General features: G+C 52.5%; 22 protein-coding genes. 3 read left to right on the forward strand and 19 right to left on the reverse strand.

The window, feature by feature from the left end; genetic code table 11:
* Nucleotide 1: 1 nt before the first annotated feature.
* The 4 genes from J4772_RS15590 to J4772_RS15605 all read right to left on the reverse strand — a co-directional run bounded on the left by J4772_RS15590 (nucleotide 2) and on the right by J4772_RS15605 (nucleotide 3,941).
* On the reverse strand, nucleotides 2–886 hold the full coding sequence (locus tag J4772_RS15590; protein WP_116063055.1) for a carbohydrate ABC transporter permease: 885 nt from the start codon (nucleotides 884–886) through the stop codon (nucleotides 2–4).
* Between the two features lie 73 nt (nucleotides 887–959).
* A complete protein-coding gene (locus J4772_RS15595) occupies nucleotides 960–2,276 on the reverse strand; it encodes an extracellular solute-binding protein (RefSeq protein WP_116063054.1) in 1,317 nt (438 codons plus the stop codon).
* Between the two features lie 693 nt (nucleotides 2,277–2,969).
* Nucleotides 2,970–3,359: an LSm family protein gene (locus J4772_RS15600; protein WP_209076004.1), complete on the reverse strand. Its 390-nt coding sequence runs from the start codon at nucleotides 3,357–3,359 to the stop codon at nucleotides 2,970–2,972.
* A gap of 24 nt (nucleotides 3,360–3,383) precedes the next feature.
* Entirely contained in the window at nucleotides 3,384–3,941 is a 558-nt protein-coding gene (locus tag J4772_RS15605; RefSeq protein WP_247741111.1) for a TetR/AcrR family transcriptional regulator, read from the reverse strand.
* A 195-nt stretch (nucleotides 3,942–4,136) separates the two neighbouring features.
* Here J4772_RS15605 and J4772_RS15610 point away from each other — a divergent pair, with 195 nt between their 5' ends.
* Nucleotides 4,137–5,684, forward strand: coding sequence for an MFS transporter (locus J4772_RS15610; RefSeq protein ID WP_247741112.1), 1,548 nt, complete (start codon nucleotides 4,137–4,139; stop codon nucleotides 5,682–5,684).
* A 120-nt stretch (nucleotides 5,685–5,804) separates the two neighbouring features.
* Here J4772_RS15610 and J4772_RS15615 read toward each other — a convergent pair whose 3' ends face one another.
* The 6 genes from J4772_RS15615 to J4772_RS15640 all read right to left on the reverse strand — a co-directional run bounded on the left by J4772_RS15615 (nucleotide 5,805) and on the right by J4772_RS15640 (nucleotide 12,343).
* The gene (locus J4772_RS15615) at nucleotides 5,805–6,293 is read right to left on the reverse strand and encodes a cysteine hydrolase family protein (RefSeq protein WP_209076006.1); all 489 of its coding nucleotides are present in this window, start codon (nucleotides 6,291–6,293) and stop codon (nucleotides 5,805–5,807) included.
* Between the two features lie 95 nt (nucleotides 6,294–6,388).
* Nucleotides 6,389–7,897, reverse strand: coding sequence for an L-fucose/L-arabinose isomerase family protein (locus J4772_RS15620; RefSeq protein ID WP_209076008.1), 1,509 nt, complete (start codon nucleotides 7,895–7,897; stop codon nucleotides 6,389–6,391).
* Between the two features lie 230 nt (nucleotides 7,898–8,127).
* Entirely contained in the window at nucleotides 8,128–8,655 is a 528-nt protein-coding gene (locus J4772_RS15625) for a 5' nucleotidase, NT5C type (RefSeq protein ID WP_116063049.1), read from the reverse strand.
* Nucleotides 8,652–9,647: an LLM class flavin-dependent oxidoreductase gene (locus J4772_RS15630; RefSeq protein ID WP_116063172.1), complete on the reverse strand. Its 996-nt coding sequence runs from the start codon at nucleotides 9,645–9,647 to the stop codon at nucleotides 8,652–8,654. The genes J4772_RS15625 and J4772_RS15630 overlap by 4 nt, the downstream gene beginning before the upstream one ends.
* A gap of 237 nt (nucleotides 9,648–9,884) precedes the next feature.
* On the reverse strand, nucleotides 9,885–10,817 hold the full coding sequence (locus tag J4772_RS15635) for a manganese-dependent inorganic pyrophosphatase (RefSeq protein WP_209076009.1): 933 nt from the start codon (nucleotides 10,815–10,817) through the stop codon (nucleotides 9,885–9,887).
* Between the two features lie 167 nt (nucleotides 10,818–10,984).
* A complete protein-coding gene (locus J4772_RS15640; protein WP_209071836.1) occupies nucleotides 10,985–12,343 on the reverse strand; it encodes an IS4 family transposase in 1,359 nt (452 codons plus the stop codon).
* A 190-nt stretch (nucleotides 12,344–12,533) separates the two neighbouring features.
* Between J4772_RS15640 and J4772_RS15645 the strand changes: the two genes are divergently transcribed.
* Nucleotides 12,534–13,433, forward strand: coding sequence for a DNA-3-methyladenine glycosylase family protein (locus J4772_RS15645; protein WP_209076011.1), 900 nt, complete (start codon nucleotides 12,534–12,536; stop codon nucleotides 13,431–13,433).
* Nucleotides 13,434–13,463: 30 nt separating this feature from the next.
* Here J4772_RS15645 and msrA read toward each other — a convergent pair whose 3' ends face one another.
* The gene (msrA, locus tag J4772_RS15650) at nucleotides 13,464–14,441 is read right to left on the reverse strand and encodes a peptide-methionine (S)-S-oxide reductase MsrA (protein WP_209076013.1); all 978 of its coding nucleotides are present in this window, start codon (nucleotides 14,439–14,441) and stop codon (nucleotides 13,464–13,466) included.
* A 187-nt stretch (nucleotides 14,442–14,628) separates the two neighbouring features.
* Between msrA and J4772_RS15655 the strand changes: the two genes are divergently transcribed.
* Nucleotides 14,629–15,474 carry an alpha/beta hydrolase gene (locus J4772_RS15655; protein ID WP_209076015.1) on the forward strand — a complete coding sequence of 282 codons (846 nt, stop codon included), beginning with the start codon at nucleotides 14,629–14,631 and terminating at the stop codon, nucleotides 15,472–15,474.
* A gap of 53 nt (nucleotides 15,475–15,527) precedes the next feature.
* Here the strand turns inward: J4772_RS15655 and J4772_RS15660 are convergent, their stop codons facing one another.
* The 8 genes from J4772_RS15660 to J4772_RS15695 all read right to left on the reverse strand — a co-directional run bounded on the left by J4772_RS15660 (nucleotide 15,528) and on the right by J4772_RS15695 (nucleotide 23,588).
* Complete coding sequence (locus tag J4772_RS15660; RefSeq protein ID WP_209076017.1) at nucleotides 15,528–17,126, reverse strand: family 10 glycosylhydrolase; 1,599 nt, start codon at nucleotides 17,124–17,126, stop codon at nucleotides 15,528–15,530.
* 534 nt (nucleotides 17,127–17,660) lie between these two features.
* On the reverse strand, nucleotides 17,661–18,173 hold the full coding sequence (locus tag J4772_RS15665) for a hypothetical protein (protein WP_116059698.1): 513 nt from the start codon (nucleotides 18,171–18,173) through the stop codon (nucleotides 17,661–17,663).
* Between the two features lie 299 nt (nucleotides 18,174–18,472).
* Entirely contained in the window at nucleotides 18,473–19,294 is an 822-nt protein-coding gene (locus tag J4772_RS15670; protein ID WP_209076018.1) for a GNAT family N-acetyltransferase, read from the reverse strand.
* 69 nt (nucleotides 19,295–19,363) lie between these two features.
* Entirely contained in the window at nucleotides 19,364–19,675 is a 312-nt protein-coding gene (locus J4772_RS15675; RefSeq protein ID WP_116059696.1) for a DUF4870 domain-containing protein, read from the reverse strand.
* 437 nt (nucleotides 19,676–20,112) lie between these two features.
* The gene (locus J4772_RS15680) at nucleotides 20,113–20,289 is read right to left on the reverse strand and encodes a hypothetical protein (protein WP_209076020.1); all 177 of its coding nucleotides are present in this window, start codon (nucleotides 20,287–20,289) and stop codon (nucleotides 20,113–20,115) included.
* Between the two features lie 128 nt (nucleotides 20,290–20,417).
* Nucleotides 20,418–22,376, reverse strand: coding sequence for a heavy metal translocating P-type ATPase (locus tag J4772_RS15685; RefSeq protein ID WP_209076021.1), 1,959 nt, complete (start codon nucleotides 22,374–22,376; stop codon nucleotides 20,418–20,420).
* A 264-nt stretch (nucleotides 22,377–22,640) separates the two neighbouring features.
* The gene (locus J4772_RS15690) at nucleotides 22,641–23,066 is read right to left on the reverse strand and encodes a GNAT family N-acetyltransferase (protein WP_209076023.1); all 426 of its coding nucleotides are present in this window, start codon (nucleotides 23,064–23,066) and stop codon (nucleotides 22,641–22,643) included.
* 51 nt (nucleotides 23,067–23,117) lie between these two features.
* A complete protein-coding gene (locus J4772_RS15695; protein ID WP_247741113.1) occupies nucleotides 23,118–23,588 on the reverse strand; it encodes a GNAT family N-acetyltransferase in 471 nt (156 codons plus the stop codon).
* Between the last annotated feature and the right edge of the window lie 67 nt (nucleotides 23,589–23,655).

Consider the following 23,655-nt stretch of genomic DNA (forward strand, 5'->3'; position numbering starts at 1 on the left):
CTTATTGCTCTACCTCCTCTGTCCGTTTCGCGATCTGCTGAAAAATGAGCGTGACTAATACGGTAAATACGAAAATGATAATGGAAATGGCACTGGCGTAGCCAAATTCGTTAAACTTGTAAGCTTGTTTGTATAAATAGGTTCCCATAACCTCGGAGCTTCCGAACGGTTCCCCATACGTCATAATCAAGACGATGTCGAGCGCATTCATCGCGCCGGTAATCGAGAGCAGCAAAATGACCAGAATAACGGGCCGAATCATCGGAATGGTAATGTACCAGGACTTCTTGAAGCCGACAGCTCCGTCCATTTCGGCCGATTCGAGCAGCTCGCGCGGCACGGCGAAAATCGCAGACAGCAAAAGCACGATATAAAATCCGAACCACTGCCACGAGTTGGTGATCAAAATCGCCAGAAACGCCGTTCCTTCCTCACCAAGCCAGGCATGCGTCCAGCTTTCCAAACCGACCGCGCGGAGAAGCTGGTTGATCAATCCGACGTCCGGATGATAGATGAACTGCCATAACGTCCCGATCACGGCCGTCGAAAGAATGCTGGGCAGAAATACGGTCGTCTTGTAGAAATTCAAAAACTTCCTGACGCCGCTAATGACAATCGAGATGAAGATGATAATCGGCACCTGCACGAAGGAGGAGAACAATACAAACGTAATGTTATTCTTAAATGCGATCCAAAACCGCTCGTCCGAAAACGCCGTTCTGAAATTGTCCAAGCCGTTAAAGGTTGCTTCGTTAATGCCATTCCAGCTTGTAAAAGAGTTCCTCAAGGAACTGAACAGCGGCAAAATGTAAATGGCAATATACATAATAAGCGCGGGCAGTATGAACAGGGCATAAGCCAGCGGGTTTCTGAGTACTTTGTTCATAAAGTTTACCTCCATCTAGGTGAAAATCGGGCACCCGCGAATGCGAGGTGCCCGACCTCTTCTCCGGTCAGCTTTATTTTTCCGCGTTAGCTTCGTCCTGTACCTTTTGCATTTTCTCCGCTGCCTTCTCCGGAGTCGTTTTGCCGCCGATCAGCTCTTGCATCGTCGTTTCCAGCGTCACTTTAACTTTCGGCTGAACGATGGAATCGAATGCCGGGAATATGCCTTTTGCGTCCTTGGAGACGGACAGAACCTCGTTAATAACGCCCGTCGTGCCGCTCGTATCCGCGATTTTCATGGCTGGGAAATCGTTGGAGGTCAACAAGGCTTCTTTTTGCAACGCTTCCGTGTAAAATTGTTTGATGAACTCTTTAACTCCCTTTAACTCGTCCTCGTTCACATGACTGGAAAATCCGTAGCCGTTAGAGAATCCGCCGTTGATGTAGCCGTCGCCCGGTCCGCCCACTTGCGGGAAGTTAAAGAACCCGACATTTCCGGCAATTTTGGATTTCTCCGCATCCTCGAAAGCGTTGATGGCCCAGCTGCCGTCCATGAGCATCGCGGCTCCGCCTTGGTAAAACTTCGCTTGTCCCTCTGCGTATTTCAACGCCAATGCGCTCGAATCGAGATAGCCCTTCGTTTTCAGATCTTCAAGCTTCTTGAAGGCGTTCACGACCGCGGCGTCCGTCCATTTGTGCGAGCCTTTGACGAAGCCTTCTTGAACTTCCATGCCCGCTTCGCGCACGAACAGCGAGTTGGCGATCATGTTCACGACCCATCCGTCCGGTCCGCCCGTACCCGCCGCAACCGGCACCATACCCTTCGCTTTCAAAGCTTCGCACACCGCCATGAATTCATCCCACGTCGTCGGTGGCGTAACGCCCGCATCGGCGAACATCGTTTTGTTATAGAAAACGCCTTCGATATAGCCGGATCTTGGAAGTCCGTATACTTTTCCGTCAATCGTAAACTCGCCCAGATCAAGGAACTTATCCGACAAGCCCAATTCGGCGAGAATCGGGGTCAAATCCAGCAAGTGGCCGGCTTTGGAGTAATTTTGCGTATCGGCTCCACCGAAGAGATCGAAGATTTTCGGCGGGTTGCCGGCAGCCATCTCGGCTTTCAGCTTCGTATCGCGGTTAACCGTATCCTCTACTCCGTCCAGCTCAAACTTCAGTCCGGGAATCGCCGTTTCCGCCGCTTTGACCGCTTTGAGCAGAATATCCTGCGTAGCCTTGGACGTATCCCTTACGTTCGTATGACGGAGGGACAATTTTACATCCTTGCCTTTCGAATCGCCCGACCCCGACCCCTTGTCTGAGCCACAGCCTGCCGCAACTGCCGTCATCGCCATAATCGCAGCGAGTGATAGCGCTTTAACATTCTTCATCAGATAACCTCCCATGGAAATTTTTATCTACAAGCTCATTATACGGAGGAATGAAATTGGCTCATAGACATCCATTTCACGTATATGGGGGCTAAATTTCTCTTATTTGGGTCATCGGGGATGATTCATCGGATCCGCTGTCTCATCGATATAACCGCCGCACGTGCTTAATGGTCACTCTCTTCTCGATTTGCGCATCTTATATTCACTAACCGCTTCTATTAATAATTCCTCGGTGAAATCAGGCCATAAGGTTGCCTTGATCTTGGTTGATTTATACGGTTTTTCCTACAAATGTTCGTCGTTGGAGCTTGAACCGAGTCGCTTTGTACGATTCCTCGAACAAAAGTCCATCGTTTAAGCCTGATTCGAGCCGAGTTGTACGATTTTCCGACTAAAGCCCCTCAAACCCCCTGATATTTCAAATAATACTTAATCCCGGCCCGATCGACATCCGAAAAATCCAAGGGGTTCCTACTAAACCGTTCATTCAACGTTTTTATACTCATCCATTGAATATCCGCTGTATCGTCTCCTGCTTCCAATAGCTCCCCGCTTGCTTTGCATCGAAAATAATAAACGTCTAATCCGGTTTCTTCTTTAACTTCTTAACGCCTTGATCAACGATTCAAAAAGCTCAATCCTTCCTCCCGGAAGTTCGAACTTTAATATTCATTGCAGACGTTATCCGAATTACGATTTGTCAGGCTCTTCTAATTTGCCAAATTCGATTTTGTTCGGAAGAGTGTCTACGCTCATAGTACGATAGGCATCCGCGATGTCCGGTACATTGTTTAATGTCAGTTTTATGCCTTGTTGTACCTTAGGATCTAATTCCTCAATTTCTAATATCTCGCTGGATTTCACAATATGAATTCCTGTGTTTTTCTTAAGGTCTCTATTCTTTTCAGTAAGTTTCCCTAAACGCATATTTCTGTCTTTACTAGAAGAAATGATATTAAACTCAAATTCAATATTATTGTCGTTACCATGCGGTGCAGCTGTAAGCAGTTCGCCGACAAACCATTCCTGATCTTGGGTGACGACTCTTATGTATTGTCCAATATAAGGATTAAGATTCATTATCTCTGCCTCCTGAATTCCTACTCACAGCAAACCCTTTAGGAAAGTATGGGAAAAGCGTGCAAAAAGCTCTTTCCTTTTGTCTTTATCCGCCTTAAAGGTGAATAGTATGAGGCCCGTTACTGTGGCTGCCGCAATTTGGCTCGTTGTTTCGATATCCTCAAGATTCCACTCGCCCGCTTCATTCCCGGCTTTAAATATTTCGTAATATTGGTTAATATAGCGCTGGTCCAATTCATCAATTTTCTCTTGAACGAGCTTAGACTCATGGTCTTTGGAATAAAACTCGATCATGGCCATTTGCAACGGATAGTAGAAATCGGTTATTGCCGATAGTTCGTTGAAACGGTGAAACTTTTCCGTGTTGTTCGAACATTTCTTTTCTTCGTCTCTCCATACTTGCAGCCATCCATCTTCTTCTCTATTAAGAATCTCCAGGAATAAGTTCTCTTTCGTTTCAAAGTGATAATATAGCGTGCCTTTACTGCTGCCCGAACGTTTAACAATGTCTGCAGTCGTCGTGGCGTTATATCCATTTTTAACAAATAGATCTCTCGCCACCTCCAGCATACGTTCTCTCACTTTTCCACCTCCTGCTCTTTCGCATTTATCGCAAGTATACTACAAGTTTATTAGGGGTTCATAGTGAGTAACAATACTGGAAATATGTAAATTCTTATGTTAGAATTCCAATAGACCGTACGGTCGGTCTATGAAATGGCAACTTGTGCAAGCTTCGTCTGACCATGAGCAACTTAGATAAAAAGGAGAGAAACTATGCTTAAATCATCATTCGCTATTTCGGCGGAAAACATGACAACCAAGCAACGCTGGACGGCCTTAACCGTGCTATCCGTTAGTTTGCTCGTAGTCATGATGGATATGACGATTTTGATTATGGCCCTGCCCGACCTGGTGAAGGATCTAGGCACGACATCGGTTCAGCAGCTGTGGATTGTCGATATTTATTCGCTGATTTTGGCGGGCATGCTTATTCCCATGAGTGCTCTAGCCGATCGGTGGGGACGAAAAAAGGTTTTGTTAACCGGTTTTGCCCTATTCGGTCTGATTTCTATGCTGGTCACTATGGTTGATAGCTCCGAACAGGTTATTGCACTTCGCGCAGTTCTTGGAGCCGCCGGAGCCATGATCATGCCGACTACGCTTTCGATGATTCGAACCATTTTCCAGGATCCCAAAGAACGGGCAACAGCGCTTGCCGTATGGTCCGCCGTTTCGGCGGCCGGTGCGATCATCGGACCCATCGTCGGAGGCGCGCTGCTCGAATACTTTTCTTGGCAATCCACGTTTTTAATTAATGTGCCGTTTGCATTGTTAGCTGTCCTCGCCGGAGTGTTCCTATTGCCCGAAGCACGCAATGCAAACGCGGCGCGCTGGGATATATTCGCTACCGGATTATCAATGGCGGGTATGGTTGCGTTGGTTTGGAGCATTAAGGAGTTTGCTAAGGAGGGATTGGATGACGTCGCTTCTTGGATGGTTTTCGCTTTCGCTATCCTCATGCTCGTAGGGTTTGTGATCCGTTGCCTCAGGAGCTCCGATCCGTTGCTTGACGTTCGGCTTTTCCAAAATAACGCGTTCACGGCAGGAACGATCGCAGCGCTGATCTCCATGTTTGCTATGAATGCCCTGTTGCTATTGGTCGTTCAGTGGCTTCAGGTTGTCGAGGGACTTTCGCCGTTTAAGGCTGGCGTTTATCTGCTTCCCATGGCTCTTGGCTCGTTGTTCATTGCTCCGCTTGCTCCGATGCTAGCGGCTCGAATCGGCGCCCGAACGGTTCTTGCCGGAGGATTGGCGATTGCAGGAGTCGGATTCCTGATTATGTTTTTCTTCGGACACCCGCTCGGCTACCCGGCATTAGCAGCATCTTTGCTTTTGATCGGCGCCGGTTCGAGTTCACTAGCCATTGCTTCGGCAATTATCATGTTAAGCGCACCCCAAGAAAAATCCGGCAATGCCGCTGCCATTGAGGAATCCATGTACGATCTCGGAGGCGTATTGGGCATCGCTATTTTAGGCAGCATAGCTGCGCAGCTTTATCGTAATCACTTGAACATCGAGACATTTATTAACCAAGGCATTGCAGGACCATTGGCGGAATTGGCCAAGGAATCGGTGGTAGGCGCGCTTGAGGTTTCGACTCAGCTTGGCGTTGCTGAGCTTGCTGCAGCAGCTGTCTCCGCCTTCAATGACTCCCTGGCGATGGCCGGTTTGATCGGCGGCATCATTATGATGGCTGTAGCTGTCGTAGTGTACGTGCTGGTGCCCAAAACTCTTGATATTACAAAATCTCAGTCTCACTGAGCATTCAATGTTAATATCTTTTTGTAAATCTGCCAATCATTTATCAATAGTGTAAGAAGGAGGGAAGCGCCCTGCGGCGACTTCTCCTCCTTTTGCGATCTTCTCGAACTACCGGTCCAGTCACTTATTGGTCATATACTTGATTACCGGATGCGAGATGAGATTTCGGTCTCTGTACGTTGCTGTTATGACATCCTGATATTTGCTTAATATTCCATTCTGCAAAATCACAGTGTTGAATCCTCTTTCACGAGCTCCGTTATAGGTAAACAAGACGCAATGTTCCGCAGCGTTGCCGGCAATGATTAATAATTCCACTCCGCGATCTTTTAATATTTGTTCCAGCTCGGTCTTCCAAAAGGAATTTGAATACTCTTTAGTCAGCATCAAATCCGTATCCTTGATTTGAATTTCCGATATCGTATCGAATTCCCCTCTATTCGCTTCTGTGATTCCTTCAATATCTTGTACTTGTATGACGGGATGGTCGTTTGAGCGAAGCAGATCCGCTACATAATTGATATGTTCGCATGCATTATTTATCATTTGCGCTTCTACGCCCTGCAAGTGAACAGCTTGCATATCAATCACCAGAAAACCGATTTTCATCTTAGCCGCTCCCTTAGTCATGAAGTTACTTTTTCCAGGCTAAGGTCATTGTACCATAAGAGATAATCCGCTTCCTATGCCGCTACGTGGTGAGTTTAGCCGTCTATCGTAACGCAATTCATCTCCATCAGCTCTCCGACTTTGGCGAACAATGAGCCGTTATGCCCGATAGACATCGCGCAATGATGCGTCGGCGCTTCCGCGAACCACTTGGCCATATAGTCGTCCGGATGCATCTTGAACTTCACCGGTGTCTGCGTGTTGCCGATGCGCATAATCGGACCGTCGGTCGATTCCGCTTCGCTGATGATCAGCTTTAGCTTCCCGTCCCCGGTCTGCGTAACGTTCAGCGTTGTAATCGGTCCCGTTTTCACCTTCGCCTCGACGGATACGCCCGTACCTTGCTTGCCGTGATAGAGCCCCATGCCCCTAAGCACCGGCTTGCCCGCAGAAATAGCAATATGGAACGGCCCGTCATGCCCCAGCAATATCGTTCCATCGACGTAATCCGTAACGACGACTTCGCAAAAGCTGCCTCCAGTACCGAGAATGTCGCATATTTTCATCGCGAGCGCCGTCTTCAGATCGCCTTCGCCCGAGCAAGGGATGCCCCGAGCCGTGAGCAAGGAATGTCCGACGATAAAGCCGCCCTGCAGTTTCTCGTATTCCCCGCCGGGCGCGCCATGGTAATAATAGCTGAGCGCGTCCAAATCGTACTCGCGAACGAGCCTTTCTTGCGCTGCGGCCACTCTGCACGACCATTCGAGCTGCTCATCGGTGGGCTTGCGCGCGATCGGGTCTGAAGGGGAGTCCCCGCTAATCTGGAACATACCGCGAACCTCTTCGAGCTTCTGCTTGACCTCCTGAGGGGTCACGTCCTTCATCATCCGGTCAAGATCGCACATTTCCACAACTTCGACGTGCAGTCCGGTCTGCGCTTGTATCATCGTAAAATCGCTATACATATCCAGCATGCCGCTGTACGTGTTGCCAAGGAAACCGAATCGGCTCGTTTTTAGCGTGCGAGGTACGGAAGCGGCACGAATCCATTCTTCGATTTCCCGCCATGCCTGGATCGCTTCCGGTCTGTCGTTCGTCTTCTCGTTCGTCAAAGAAATCGCCGGGGTGTAGTCCAATCCCAGCAGGCCGTTCAAGACTCGGAACGGCATTCGGGCGCGATTGAACACGTTCGCGAATTCCGGCACCGGGCACGCGCCGCAGTGGGCAAGCCATTCTCCCGTTGTTGTCCGCTCATAATCAATCCGTTCGGTCGGCTGCAGGTTAAGAAACACAACCGGCGCTTTGCACGCCTGATGGACCGGTAACACCGTTGAACTCGTCGAATAAGTCGCCGCATGACAGAACACCAAGTCGACGTTGCTCGCGTTCAGCCACTCGCCCGCTTTCCGACCTTCCGCCTCCGTATCGACGAGACCGTAATTGAACACCTCCGCCCATTGCGCCATTTTTTTCTCGATAAAAACGCCGTATTCGATCAGCCGTTCTCTTAGACCCGGAAACTGCTCCCAATAAGCTTGAAGCCCAACGCTGTATAATCCGATCCTTGCTTTGCGAGCAGGCTTAATCGGGGTATGCATCGTCATTTTACCACCTCGTCGATTGTATGGATTAGGAATGCTATACTTCGATTGTAATTACTTTTCATGTCGAAGGCATCCAACAATCTTGGTAGAAAATCATAGATTCTTGCACAACGAGCAAAGAGGACTGTCCCATAAGCCAACCAAGTTGCTCTGAAAGATAATCATGCAACCCTGCTTATGAGACAGCCCCCTACTTTCGGGATTGCTGCTATTCAACATTTCTATGCAACTTAAATCCCTGCGAAATACTCCCTGACTTCCAGCCAGTTGTTCACCCGAACGAACCCGGTTTCATGCACGTTGTGCGAAGCGGTGTACAGAAGACCCTGCCCCTTGAAGCGCTTGAAGTGACGGCTGTTGTCGTCGATCAAATAATCGGCGTCGATGATGCTTTTGTCGCCGCAAAATACGAAGTTCATTTCGTTCAGGAACGGGAAATGCTCTTTGAGCCAGTTGTACTTGGCGGCGAAGGAGGCGGGAACCTCCATAGCGGCCGTTGTAATGAAGATTTCGTAACGCTCGCTCAGCTCGCGAACGACTTCCTGGCTGTTCGGCATAACGGGCAAATCCCCGAAAAACGAAGGATCGTCCAAACACTTCCGAAGATGGCTCTCCAGTTCCGGGTTCAGCTGTCTGAGATGCATTCCATGCAGCCGTTCGTGTGTGACATTGTCGTTAAAGTCCCTATTGTAATGAAGCAGATACTTCGCGATGAAGTCCGCCATCACTTCGTCCATATCGATTGCAATTCTTTTCATTGAAAGGCCTCCGCTATATATCTGTAGGAGCGCACTCGCTTCTCAAAATCGTGAATGTGCGAGACGATCATCAATTCGTCTAGATGCAGGCGGTCCGCGTAGCGCTTGAGCGCTTCTTTTACTTGTCCGGGCGTGCCGATAAAACGGCGAGTCCGCATCTGGTCGAGCATTTGCTGCTCGGCAAGCGAATAAGGGTAGTCCGAAGCCGTCTTAACGGAAGGCATGGAGCGAAGCTCCTGTCCCGCAAACAACTTAAGGAAGAACAGCTCGTTGCTCCGCGCAAGCTGCCGCGCTTCCTCTTCCGTGTCGGCGCACACCGCCATGACAGCGGCCAGCGCCTTAGGCTGAGCGCAGTAGGACGAGGGCTGAAAATACGAATTGTAGTGCTGAAGCGGCTCGTCTCCGGCAGCGCCGAAAAACTGAGCAAACGCATACGGCGTGCCGAGCTGCGCCGCGATTTTGGCGGTGCCGTCGCTGGAGCCGAGCAGCCACAGCTCGGGCATGCCCTCCGTCTCCGGGAACGCCCGCAGCCCGGAAAACCGGTGATTGGCCGGATTGTCGTCCCGCAAATAGTGGTACAGATCGACGATCTGCTGCGGATACGGGTCAACTTCGTACCTTTTGTGCTCCTGGAGCGCTCTAGTTGCGATCGGCGTTCCTCCGGGAGCGCGCCCCAAGCCCATATCAATCCGGCCCGGATACAAAGCCTCCAGCAGTCTGAAGTTCTCCGCCACCTTGTAGGCGCTGTAGTGCGGCAGCATAATGCCGCCCGAGCCAATCCGAATCGTCTTCGTATGCGATGCGATGTGCGCCATCAGAATTTCCGGGCTCGAAGAGGCCAACGCCGCGCTTCCGTGATGCTCGGACACCCAGAAGCGATAATATCCGAGCTTCTCCGTCTCCCTCGCCAGCGCTACCGTCTCGTCCAACGCATCTCTCACGGATCTGCCTTCATTCACGTGAGAATGTTCGAGTACGCTAAGTTTCATGATGTTTCGAAGCCTCCATGCTTCTATGTTGGACATCCAACCTAAGCGGCCCCGCCATCCTTGGCAGAGAACCTCTAGGCGTATTGCATACATCCCGGATGAGAAATTGTAAGCCAATCAAGTTGATTATCGAACATAATGGTTAAAGGGGGTATGTACCTCCATCCAGGAGATACATACCCCTACTATGATCGATAATCCGGATTCGCTCTGTTATGGGACAGCTCCCTTAAGCAACCGTTAGCGCTTGTTAAAAATATCGGTCAGTACGGGAACGATCTGCGATTTGCGGGAAACGACGCCCTTCAAAAATGCGCGATTGTTCTCGATCTTGACACTATAAGCCTCTTCAACCGCGTCAGCCGCTTTGCCGAGGGCAAGGCCAACGGAATCGTTGTTCAGAATATCGGTGACAACGAACAAGAACAGGTCGAGCCCCTTCTCGTTGATGATGCCTGTCAGCGCGTCCTCCAGCTCGGCTTGCTTGGACAGAACGTCGTTAACGTCAACCGCGTTCACTTGGGCGATTTCGACTTTTGCTTGGCCCATCTGGAATTCTTTGGCATCCAGAGAAATAAGCTGTGCGATTGTCTTGTCGCTCAGATCGGCTCCGGCTTTCAGCATATCAAGGCCGTAGCTGTCCGCGTCTACGCCGGCAATCGCGGCCAATTCCTTGGCGGCGGCAACGTCCTGCGCGGTGCAGGTCGGAGATTTGAACAACAAGGAATCGGAGATGATTGCAGACAGCATCAGGCCGGCTATGTTGGCGGGAACGGTTTTGCCGTTCTCCTTGTACAGCTTGAGCAGAATCGTCGCGGTGCAGCCTACCGGCTCTGCGCGGTAGTAAAGAGGAGCACTCGTCTCGAAATTGGCGATCCGGTGGTGGTCGATGACCTCAAGGACGGTCACTTGATCGATGTCGGCGGCGCTTTGCTGACGTTCGTTATGGTCGACGAGAATAACGCCTTTGGCTTCGCCCGCAACCGTCTCAACAAGCCGCGGCGCCTCAAAGCCGAATTTGTCCAGCGCATATTGGGTTTCCCCGCTGACGGCGCCCAGACGAACCGCTTCGACCTCTTCGCCGAGCTGGGTTTTCAAATCCGCATAAGCAATGGCAGAACAAATCGTATCCGTATCCGGATTTTTGTGACCGAAAATCAATACTTTGCTCATTTTCTTGCTCCTCATCTATGATATTGGCGAGAAAAGTATACCGCAAAAGCAGCATCGGAATCAAGATAAACCCCGCTCTATTCCGATAGAATTACCTTTCATTGCTTTAATATAACCGCAACATATCGTAAGCCGCGGAGGTCCGTTTTATGGTACAACTAAATTACTCAACTTTCGCAGCATGAAATTGGCAAACAAGCCTTGATGTAGCTGGGCAGACTGGCAATCCATTGCTGAAGTTGACGCTGAATCAAAACTGAAAGCCTCTTTCCTGCTTTCGTGGCGATTTCGCTGACAAGATCGAGCAATTGTTGTAAGGCGACTGTCCAATCCAGTGTGCCGACTTCGTCGCATAGCACATAAAACAAACCGCCGAACGTACGTGCATCAGTGCTTTGCCGATGCTGCCAGGCTAGTAGAAGGTAGCGTGAGAAGACAATTGTCGTATGGCTGATCAGCAAATCATAAGAGCGGCCTTGAAACTCCTTTTGCAAACGAAGCAGCGACTTGGTGCATTTGAAGAAAACCTCAATGTCCCAGCGAATGGCGTAAATTCGGATGACGTCCTCTACACAGAGCGTCAAATCGGTCGTCAAAACGGCGAGCCAATCATTTTTCTTCGAGCGGTTGCGAACAAACACCACATGCACCGGCGTACCGCAAGCCAGCTCCGTTCGGATCGAGCGGAGAATACTGCGCTTCTGGCTCGCTACAGGTGCGGCTGCTAAGTAAAGCTCTTTAAGCGACAGCTTCTGGCCTTGCACAAGGAATCGTTTATTGTCGTTCTTGACCATGCCGATCACATCGAGTCCGCGGGAGACGACTTCGCGAATGAGCGGCGCGTGCGTGAACCAACTGTCCATCAAGACATAAGAGGCGGTTGCTCCGGCTGCCAAGGCGCGATCCAGCATGGACGCAACGACTTGAGGAGCCGACAGAAGTGCTTCCTTCCGGCGCTTGTAACCATGTGTTCGTTTGTCGATGGATTCGCTCATGCCGGTGATTGCCGACTTGCTAGAGCTTAGCAGCGCAAAGTCCATGGGTAAGAACGTATGACCATCCGACCACCCCATCGTCAGCATGCGGAAACCTTTGTAATACGCACCCGTGGCATGATCTTTGAACCTGGCGAGCAACTCAACGGCTTTACTGCGATTGCGTTCGAACATCGAATCGTCGACGATGAAGACGACATCCCGATCCGCAGACGTCAGCGCATCCACTTTCTTCACGGTAGCCACGCTAAGCGAAGTCAGAAATCGGCGCCATGCAAAGCCGGCATGATTGAGAAAGCGATAAACCGCATCTTTGCCAGGCATGGAATCGTCCTTGCGGCTCTCAAGCAGGCGAAACCAGTTTTTCTGATGGAACAACAAAACGAAAACAAGTTGGAATAGTCGGGCACAGCTAAAGCCAAAGCGTTTACGAAATCCAGCTTGTTGCAGATGCTGCATGACTTTCAGTTCTTGGAACGCTGGTTTTAGTTCGTTAGGCAGTTGATTCAATTCGGATGGTTGGGCTATCATTAGGGTAGACACCTCTTCGGTTGAAGTGATTGCTCGACACTCTCACTTTAGCAAACGAAGCGGTGTTTTTCTATTTACAAGCCCAATACCTGATCACCTTGAAAGACTACAACGACATGCTCTCAAGATGATTTGTGCTCTGCGAAAGTTGAGTAAATTACTTGAATTTTTAGAGTCAGGAGAACCGCCTATGAACCAAATAAATGGCCCGATTCGCATCCCCGTTCCCGCCGAGTTCGACTTTTCCGTTAATCTCGATTACTTGTCCCGCTCTCCCGACGAGAGCTTGTATCGCATCCGCGACGGCAGGCTGTACAAGGCGATTCCCGCCGGCTCTCGAGCCGTTTTCTTCGAGGTCGACGCGGAGCCCGGCTGCCTGCTTCTTCGTCCGCTGGACGAGGAGCCGTGGAACGACGAAATCGCACAAGAGGTCGTCGCCTATGCGAGAGAATGGTTTGATCTCGACAACGATCTATCCGCTTTTTACGCGATGTCGAGCCGCGATCCGATTTTGCGCGACGTCGTCCCCAGGCTGTACGGCCTGCGCAACATGGGCATTCCCGACCTGTTCGAGGCCCTCTGCTGGGGCATTATCGGGCAGCAGATCAATTTGGCATTCGCATACACGCTCAAGCGTCGGTTCGTCGAGACATTCGGGCGGCAGGAGAGGCGCGGGGACGTCGACTGCTGGTTGTTTCCGGAGCCTCGGGATATTGCCGAACTGAACGTCAATGATATTACGGAGTTAAAAATGACAACAAAGAAAGCAGAGTATCTGATCGGAGTCGCGCGTCTCATAGCCAGCGGAGAGCTCGGCAGAGCCATACTGCTGGAAAGCGATATCCGCTCCGCGGAAAAAAGATTGGTCGCGATTCGCGGGATCGGTCCCTGGACGGCCAACTATGTGCTGATGAGATGCTTGCGCTACCCGTCCGCTTTTCCGATTGACGACGTCGGTCTGCACAATGCAATCAAATCGGTACTGCAGATGGAACAAAAGCCGACCGTCGCCCGGATTAAAGAGCTGGCGGTCGGCTGGCAGGGCTGGGAAGCCTATACGACGTTCTATTTATGGCGAGTGCTCTACTAATGCGGCACGACGTCGGCTGCCCGGCGCGGCTTACAGCTCCGACAAGTAGCTACCGTAGCCTTCTTCCTCCATCCGCTCCTTCGGAATAAAACGCAAGGAAGCGGAGTTGATGCAGTAGCGCTGTCCGCCCGGCATCGGTCCGTCGTCGAACAGATGGCCGAGATGAGAATCGGCTTCCCGGCTGCGCACCTCGATGCGGTACATGCCGTGGGTAAAGTCCTGACGTTCCTGAATGCTGCCTCCGTGCAGCGGCCTGGAGAAGCTCGGCCAGCCGCAGCCTGCGTCAAACTGATCGCGAGAGCTAAACAGCGGCTCCCCGGACACGATGTCGACGTAAATCCCCTGCTCCGCATTATTGTAGTACTCGTTGCGAAACGGCGGCTCGGTTGCACTGTTCTGGGTCACCTCGAACTGCATTGGCGTAAGCCGTTGACGCAATTCCTTGTGCAGCTCCTCCTTATCCTTCGCCGTATTCCAGTGCTGCTCAAGAAACGCGTCGCGGCCCGATCCGTGGCGATAGTACTTGTATCTGAGCGGATTCTTCGTATGGTAATCCTGATGGTACTCCTCCGCTGCATAGAATTCGACCGCCGGTTCGATGGAGACCGCGATCGGCTTGTCGAAGCGCCCGCTGCGCCGCAGCTCCTCTTTGGACGCTTCGGCCTCCTCCCGCTGCTGCTCGTCGTGATAGAAAATTGCCGGACGGTAGGACGAGCCCCGGTCATGAAACTGCCCTTCCGCATCGGTCGGATCGACCGAACGCCAATAGATGTCGAGAAGTTTACGATACGGGAACAGGCCCGGGTCGAATGTAATTTGCACCGCCTCGGTATGTCCGGTCGTCTCGGAGCATACTTCTTCATAGGTGGGATTGGCGACATGCCCGCCTGTATAACCGGATACGATGCCGTGAATACCCGGCAGCTCCTCGAACGGCGTCACCATGCACCAGAAGCACCCGCCGGCGAAAGTCGCTTTATGGAGCTGCGATTGCGCGTTATTTTCCATGTTGATACTCCTCCCGTTCCTTCTGTCGCTTAGGTTCTGTCTCTATTGTAATCAATATCGATGCGCGATTCCAATCCTTCCGCCTGAGGTGTAATTCTCTCGCCGATTCGCTCGATTTCGGATATGATTAACGTATAAGAACAACCCCTAGAAGGAAAAAACTTCTCTAAAGGAGGAGGCAAGGCGGATGGGCATGAACATCATGGAATGGCGGTGCAAGGATCAGACTCGTATGCACGCATACGAGTGGAGTCCGGATACTACTAACGGCAGCCCCCGGGCGGTCGTCGGTCTCGTCCACGGCATGGGCGAGCATATGGGCCGCTACGCTCATCTGGCGGAAATGCTGAACGAAGAAGGCTACGCCGTGCTGGGATTCGATCAGAGAGGTCACGGCAAGACGGAGGGCAAGCGCGGCCACGCGCCGACCTACGAAGCCCTGCTGGAGGGCGTCGATCTGCTGCTGGACGAGGCGCAGAGGAAATATACGGGATTGCCGATCTTTCTGTACGGTCACAGCATGGGCGGCAATGTCACGCTTAATTATTTGCTGCGGCGGCAGCCAGCCATTCGCGGAGCAGTCGTGACGGGACCGTGGCTGAAGCTGGCGTTTAAGCCGCCTTCGCTGCAAGCGATCGTGGGCAAAGTCGTCGAGCGGGTATATCCGTCCTACACGAATAACCGCCCGATGGTCGCGGAGCATCTGACCAGCGATCCGGCGATGATCGAACGGTACGTGAACGATCCGCTCGGACACGGGCAGATTACGGCGCGCTTCTTCTTCGGCGTGCAGAAGGCCGGACTGTGGGCGCTCAACCACGCCTACATGCTGCAGGTTCCGCTGCTGCTCATGCACGGCGGCGATGACAAGGTCACCTCGCTCCAAGCGAGCAAAGCGTTCGCAAGTCAAGCCGGCAGGAGCGTCGATTGGCGGGAATGGCCGGATTTCAAGCACGAGCTGCACAACGAGTCGCGGCGCGAGGAAGTGTTCGCCGTCATTCGCCAATGGCTGGCTCGACAATTGGGCGGATGACACAGAAGAGGCTGCATCGGGATCTTAATCGATCTCGTGCAGCCTCTTACTTCTTACTGTTGATAATATTGTTGCAGAAGCGGGATGAGTCCAAGCGGATTTCTCCGCAAATCTTTGGCGCTGAAGAAAATGTCTCCTTGCACCTCGACGACATTCTTATTGTAGATCAACTGGTTGATAATCTCTTGAGCGGTGCTCCAGCCGGCTTCTTTCGTGCCCAACTTGTAAGGCGCGTGTCCTATCAGCAATTTGACGTTCGTCCCTCTCACTTCGTTCGCCCACCAGCTGACCAATTTGTCGTAGCGGGCAACTTCAAACGATAAGCTCCAATAGATCTGCGGAACGACGTAATCGATCCAGCCCTGCTGAATCCACGTGCGAACGTCGGCATACATGCTGTCGTACGTCGTAACGCCGGCTTTCGTATCCGATCCGGTCGGGTCGTCGGCAATGTTGCGCCAGACGCCGAACGGGCTGATTCCGTAGCTTAGCTGCGGCTTCACCAGATGGATCGATTCGCCCAGTTCCTTGACGAACCGGTTAATGTTATCGCGCCGCCAGTCGGCTTTGGCGCTAAGCAAGTCCGTATTGTAGGCCGCATACGTCGCATCGTCGGGGAACGAGCCGGACGGGTAGAAGTAATCGTCCAGATGAACGCCGTCGATATCGTAGCCTCGTACGACTTCCATAATCGCATCGATAATATGCTGCCTCGCCTCGGGGATGCCCGGATTGATGTAATACTTCTTATTAAATAGGACGACCCACTCGGGATGGGTTATCGCGATATGGTTCGCAGCCAATCCCTCCTTCTTCTCGTCGACCGTCGCGCGGAACGGATTGAACCACGCATGGAATTCCATGCCCCGCTTATGCGTCTCCTCGATCATGAAGGCCAGCGGATCATAGCCAGGATCGGTTCCCTGCTTGCCCGACAAATATCGCGACCACGGAACAAGTGCGGAAGGATAGAAGCTGTCTGCAGACGGACGCACCTGCACGAATGCGGCGTTCAGCCCCATTCCCTGCAAATCGTCCAACAGCTTTATGTAATCCTGCTTCTGCTGCTCCGGTTTCCCGTAAGATTTGTCCGTTGGCCAGTCCAGATTGTACACCGTCGATACCCAGGCGCCTCTCAGAGTTTCGCTATTGCCGGAGCCGGGACCAGGACCGGGACCAGGACCGGGGCCGACCTCTCCGCCTTCCTGAGACTGGAGCAAAATCGTCCGCGTAGCCTGCTGCCAAGTTACGAGCAGTTGCAGCTGCGTGCCTACGAACCGAAGCGGCACCATAACGCGTCCGCTCACCACTTGAACGGTCGTCTCCAGGTCCGTACGTTGACCGTTAACGAGCGCGAACTTCTGGCCCATCGTCATGTCTAGGACAAGACCTTCGTGCCGAATCGTCGCCGTTTTCGTCGCTTGCGACCAACTGACGTTTGCTCCCAAGCTTTTGCTGATAACGCTCAGCGGCACCATCGTCACGTTCGTCTTCGCCGTGATGAACGGCGGAACGTCCGTCACGATCTTCTTCCCATCCAGATAAATGCCGATCTGCGGCGGCGCTTCCGCGGAAGCAGAGTGCCCCGCGATCGGGACGAGAAGGAACAAGCACAGCAAAAACAAGGCATAGCGGCGATTACGAAAAAGCATGAATCCATCCTCCGGTAAAATTTACTCATGTCGTATAGAACATTGTATCCTATTAGACGCGTTCGAAAGGATAGAGTTGCTAGTGAAGGAAAAGAATTGGACGCTAAAGCGGAAAACATGACAATGAGGCCGTCACATAAGCGACTCATAAGCGACTTATGAGCACCCTTGCTTTAAGGGTAAACTCGTTACAACGAGATCTCACGATTCCAAAGGCAAACGCTTAGCTCCTCCAGGAGATCATCCCACTGTTGTCAGGTTAGGCGAACTATGAGCGACCGCCGCAGCCATTGGGTGAGCATTAAGGCACTTTTTTGGCCTCCGCCCCCGGGCTCGGGTCAGGTCGAGGCACTTTTTTGGAATACACTCTCCGGTTCGGGTCGGGTCAAGGCACTTTTTTGGCCTACACTCTCCGGCTCGGGCCAGGTCAAGGCACTTTTTTGGCCTACACTCTCCGGCTCGGGTCGGGTCGGACTCGCGCAAAAAAACGTCTCCCGATTTTGCGGGAGACGTTCGTCGTTCGATTCATCTGACTTATGGAATAAACTGCTGAACAATCTTCGTGATGACGCCGTCTTCTATCGTCAAATGATACGGATAATCTCTCAGGTTCATTTCCCCGTTATCCGTCATCAAAGAGATGAATTTATCTAACGCGATTTGCTCGTTCCATACGACATCCGCTTCGGCTATATCGTCCGTCCGGTCGTAAATCTGCATCAGCACCTTCACGTCAGGCGCAAGCTTCAGCCGCTCGATCGCTTGGTCGTCATTCACGATGTAGTAGCCGTCCGGAGCTTCGTCCATGCCCGAATCCGCTTCTCTCTCGCGAAATATCCGGTTGGCCGCTTCCCCTTCGTACCACTCTATGAAATCCGCGTCTATATAGCAATCGCCGTCCGCCCGATAGATTGCGTCAACATATGCGACACGCGTGCTCTCGTCCACGGGAACAGGCGTGTATTCGCCGGTATTCGCTGTAATGGAACCGAACGACATGATACCGAACAACACGGCGACTATGCTGATAAGCAGTTTGTTGACCATTATGCAATCTCTCCTTCAGGGCTCGTAACCGCAGCCTTTGCTTTCCTATTACCTATTAAACGGATTAGGACAACATAAGGTTACAAATCCACGCCAAAAAAATTAAAATTTTCTCATCCCAAATTGTGCCTATACGTCAGGTTATGCCGGAGAGAAGATTTTAGTCTGGATGGACTCGTCGTAGAAGAAGAAAATTGCGTTCGGGCTGTACCTTGTTATCCGAAAGACCGGCGAGCAGGCCAGGAGCCCTGCAGCTTGCGCAAAAATAGTGGAAAGCGTAACGATTCCACCGGCCCTTCTTACCGTTCACTCCATGAAGCTCTGACATAACCGACGCTCATCCCGATACGCTCCATATTGCGATGGCTCTGCGAGCCGAAAGCGCATTGTCCGACGACCAGTTCGCAGTCGTCCGCGAACGCCTCTCCGACCCTTGTCCGCAGCAGCGCAGCATGAATGCCAAGCCCGCGATAGTCCGGCAGCGTCGCCGCGAACGTCAGCGAAGCTATCTCTCCGTTTCGATGAGATACGGCCGCTCCGGCGAGCTGACCCTCCCATAGCGCCAAATAAAACTTCCATCCCGGACGGTCATACAGCACCCGATTGTTCGCGGCCACAGGAGGAATGCCGTCGTCCGGCAAGCCGAAGCTGCGGCAGTGGACGGTCGCGTACAGCTCGAATTCATCCTCGCACAACGAGCGTATTTCCAGCTTGTCCGCCAGTGGCGCGGAATGAAGCGCAGCTCCAACTCCCGTTGTCATAGCCAACGACGTATGGAAGCCCGTCTGGCTGAAGCCAAGCGCAGTCAGCCGCTTCATCAGCTCTTGATCCACCACTCCGGGCACAAGCTCAAACAACGGCTTTCGTCCGCGGGCGCGGAAGAACTCGATAATCTCTTCAAGAGTATCCGCATCGCTGCTTCTTAAACCTTTGACTGTGTTAAATCCCGGCCAAGGCATCGTTCTGCTGTAGATGCATATCGCTCCGCCAACTCGCAGAATCTCGATTCCTTCCGGATTGCCGGGACGATCCCGAATCGCCTCCATACGATCGAGCGTATAGGCAATCTCCGAACGTTCAATCGCTTCCGTGCGTTCCGCCAATCGATTCCTCTCACTCATGACGATCCCTCCACATGCGACAGCCCCCGAACTCCGCTAGGGCTCGGGGGCTGGTCGGTTATCCTGCAATTACTTCAAAATCTCATACTTCCCGATCAGAGGAAGCGGCTTCACTTGGCCGTTCGCCGCGGCAAGAATGCCGATAATGACAAGCGCCAAAATTCCTAAGTTGACCAGCGGAAGCAACAACCATCCGATGATCGGAATAATGCTCAGTACGACGTTGGCTATTAGCGCCAGCAGGAACAGATTCAAGCCTTGTCTGGCGTGATACTGCGCAAAAGGAGACTCCTTAGCCGCAAGCAATGGAACGAAAAACAAAATGTAAGCCACTATAGCCATGCCTTTATTCTGCTGAATGTCGGATTCAGTCGGAACCATCGGTCAAACCCCTCTCCTAAATGGAATAATCCGTTCTAAATGTACCGAATTCACGACCGGTGCGCTAGCTACTTTAGTCGTATTTTTTGTCAGATTAGTCAAGGAACGGACAACCAAGCCCAGTCATTCCTCCAGTCAACCCTGACTTCGGTCTCAAAAAAGGCCGAAAATACCTTCGTGATCAGCGTCACTCGCGTCGCTCCCTGCTCGAATATCTGCCCCTTGCCTAGTTAACAGGGACCTGCTGAATACGGGCAGCACCTCCTCAATAGGGTGCGTGAGAGCAGGATGGATAGGTCCTGTTGTACAAATGTATGCACGCTAGCTCCTGTATAAGCCTCCGGGCCGTCTCGAAATCTGCCTTCGTGGGCATCTTGCGCGTAGGTAGCAACAGAGCCGCCGGGATTTCCTCCCGACGGCTCCGTATTGTCCGAACGTTATTCTCTTGACTTCCAGGCCAGGCTCGAAGCCGCCATCCTGCCCGCCGAGCGGCTATCGGAGATACTCGCCTTCCGGCCCAACCGCGCACGATCCGCATTGGACATTGCCGCAAATAGGCAAAGAGCGCCGCAAGCGATCAGCAGAATGGTCATGATCGGAAACAGCAGGTTCATCCTCGAATCTCCTCCGCAGCATAATAACGAGAATCATTATCATCATTATAGCGGTTTCGAGGGCAAAATCAAGAGGGCGGGAAGAAACGCAGCCGCAATTCGCCCGTTTCTTCCCGCCCTCTTGCCGATTAGTCGATCGCCCGGTAGCCCAGCAGTCTTAAACCGTTCAGTATGACCAGAATCGTGCTGCCTTCATGTCCAACGACGCCAAGTGGCAGTGCAATCCCCTGCGTGAAGTTGGCGACAATCAGAAGTACGATGACGCTTAACGCAAACGTCATATTTTGCTTGATCACCGTTTTCGCTTGTTTGCCAAGCACGATTGCATCCGCAATCCGGCCGATATCGTCATTCATCAGCACGACGTCCGCCGTTTCCAGCGCCGCGTCGCTGCCGGCGGCTCCCATTGCAATGCCAACGCCTGCCGTCGCCAACGCGGGAGCGTCGTTCACTCCGTCCCCGACCATTGCCACCGTGCCGTATTCGTCCTTCAGCTCTTTAATCCTCGTCACTTTGTCCTCGGGCAACAGATCGGCATAAACCCGGTCGATTCCGAGTTCGTCGGCTATCGCACGCGCGGTTTGTCCTTGGTCGCCGGTCAGCATGACGGTTTGCACGCCCAGCTTCTTTAATCTGGCGATCGCACGGGCGGCTTCCGGCCGAATCTGATCGCGCAGGGCGAATACGGCTGCCGCTCCCTGCCCGTTCATCAGCACAGATACCGTCTTGCCTTCCCCTTCCAGCCGATCGATCGTTTCCGCGATCCGTCCAAACCGCTCATGCTCTCTCAGCATAGACGCTTTGCCGATCGTCCATAGCTCGCCGCCGAGCTTCGCCTGAATGCCGCGGCCCGTCAGCGCTCCAAAATCGGAAGGCCGCTCCGGCGTCAGCCCCCGCTCTTGCGCGGCGCTAACGATCGCTTTAGCTAGCGGATGTCCGGAAAAACTCTCGAGCGAAGCCGCGATGAAGAGCGCATCGTTCTCGTCATAGTGCTGGAAAGCAGCGATATCGGTCACGACCGGCCTGCCTTGCGTTAGCGTGCCGGTCTTGTCGAAAGCGACCGCCTTCACATTCGCGAGATTTTCCAGATGCGCTCCCCCCTTGAACAGCACACCTTTCCTTGCGCCGCTCGAAATCGCCGACAGCATTGCGGGCATAATTGAAGCAACCAGCGCGCAAGGAGACGCCACCACCAGAAACACCATCGCTTTATAGAAAGCCTGCTCCCACGCAACCTGCAGCACCAGCGGAGGAACCGCGATGAGCAACGCGGACACGAGCAGAATCGCTCGCGCATAAATGCGTTCGAAGCGTTCCATAAACCTCTGCGAGGCAGGCTTCTCGCTCTGCGCTTCCTGCACGAGGCGGATAATTTTGGCGAAGAGCGTCGATTCGCTCGTCTGTCCGACCTCTACGTACAGCGCGCCTTCTCCGTTCAACGTGCCGGCATAGACGACGTCTCCCGGGGTTTTATCAACCGGAATCGATTCCCCTGTGATGGACGCCTGATTCACGTCGGATGCGCCTTCGGTCACGACGCCGTCGGACGGAATTCGCTCGCCCGGCTTAACTAGAACGAGATCTCCTGCCGTCAGCTCCTCAATCGGAACAATGCGTTCGATACCGTCGCGAATCAACGTGCCCGTCTCGGGCTTCTGGTCCATTAGCGACGAGATGTCCCTGCTGCTGCGATCCATCGTGTAGGTCTCTAACGCACCGCTGAGAGAGAAAATAAAGATCAGCACGGCGCCCTCCGTCCAGTAACCGATGCTTGCGGCTCCGATCGCCGCAACGATCATCAGCAGGTTGACGTCAAGGTCGCGCTCCCGGACAAGCGTGCTTATTCCTTCCTTCGCTTTGGCGAACCCGCCGACCGCGAATGCAGTAATATATAGGGCGACGGCCCAAGGATACGACGTCTGCTCCAGCATGTAGGCCACGGCGAGGATCAGCCCGCTCCCCAAAGCGGCCATGCCCTCCCCGTACCGGCTCAGCCAGCCGGCGGCTGCGCCTTCGGCTCGATGCTGCCGAAGCTCGCCGCGCTCGCTATGTTCCTGTCCCTTCATCGAATGTATCGCTTGGCTCATTGTAATCTCTCCCTCTCCGTTGAGAATGACTCCCATTATTACACCCCTTAAAATGACACATGCTGCTCCGATAGGGAGCAGCATGTTAAGCGAGAATAACGACTCGCCTTTGTTTATTCATTTGTGAGGTTGTTCTAAATTACGGGAGCTTCATTATTCCTTATTTATAATTATTATAATCTAAAGAACAATAAAAGTGAAGAGGAATGGACAATTTAAACACTTCGGGCATTGCCACCGTTCTTAGATTCGCTTATTTCGCGTTTAGTCCGGCTCCACGACGTAGACGCACTTGAAGCGCTCCACGCCCGGGTAAGACTCGCCTAAGCTTTCGATCTCGAACCCGATATTGCGGTAGAAATCCACCGCCTCTTCATCGGTCTCGGCAATCAGTTTTGCAGGGCTTTTCCGCTCGATCGTCTCAAGCACCAGCCCTCGCCCGTAACCAAGCCCGCGAAAATCCGGAGCTATCGCAATATGCTCGATCTTTAATTCGCCGCTCTCGTTCATACGTATGCCGATAATGCCGATGAGTTCCCCTTCGGCTTCATACCCGTATATTTCGAGCCGGTCATCCGATTTGTAAGCATCGATCGTTCTATCCAGCTTGTCAGGATCGGGGTAAACGCTGTATCCCACAATATCGCGCACGGACGGATCGTCCAGATTGTCTCTAATAGCAACTAGCATGCTCTGCCACTTCCGTTTCGTAATTGGGTCATCGCTTCAATGTATCGACATTCAATTTATGTCGTGTAGATCTAATCTCAATCTTATCATATCCAGTACGCGAATGCCGTTCTCCCAGATCGGCTCCGGGTAATGTCGAACGAAGAAGCCGGCATCCACGCCGACGATCCGAAAGCCGCATTTCTGGTACAATCGAAGCTGGTCGAAACTGGAATTGGCCGTGCCGATCTCCAGCACCACGGCTCCTGCTTCCCGAGCGGTCTCAATGGCCTTAAAAACTAGCGCTTTGCCGATGCCTTGCCCCTGACGGGACTCGTGGACGGCGACATTAACGATTTCGAGCGTGCGCGGATGCGTCGCAATAAGAACGAATTGTCCGACAAGCTCGCCGTCCTCATAGGCTAGGTAGCAATCCCCTCTAACGATATAATCGTCAACCATCTCCCGAGAAGGATCGGCGAGCAGCAGCAGTTCGTAAGGTATCTCGTCTTCGCTCGACCTTTTCCTGAAGCTTAGCTTCACTTCTTCACAGTCCTCCCTTATGCTCAATAACTTCTTCTAAGCTGTCTCTCCTCGTACGAACCGCGGG

It is taken from the genome of Cohnella sp. LGH, from assembly GCF_017671885.1.
In the GTDB taxonomy this organism is placed as follows: Bacteria; Bacillota; Bacilli; order Paenibacillales; family Paenibacillaceae; genus Cohnella; species Cohnella phaseoli.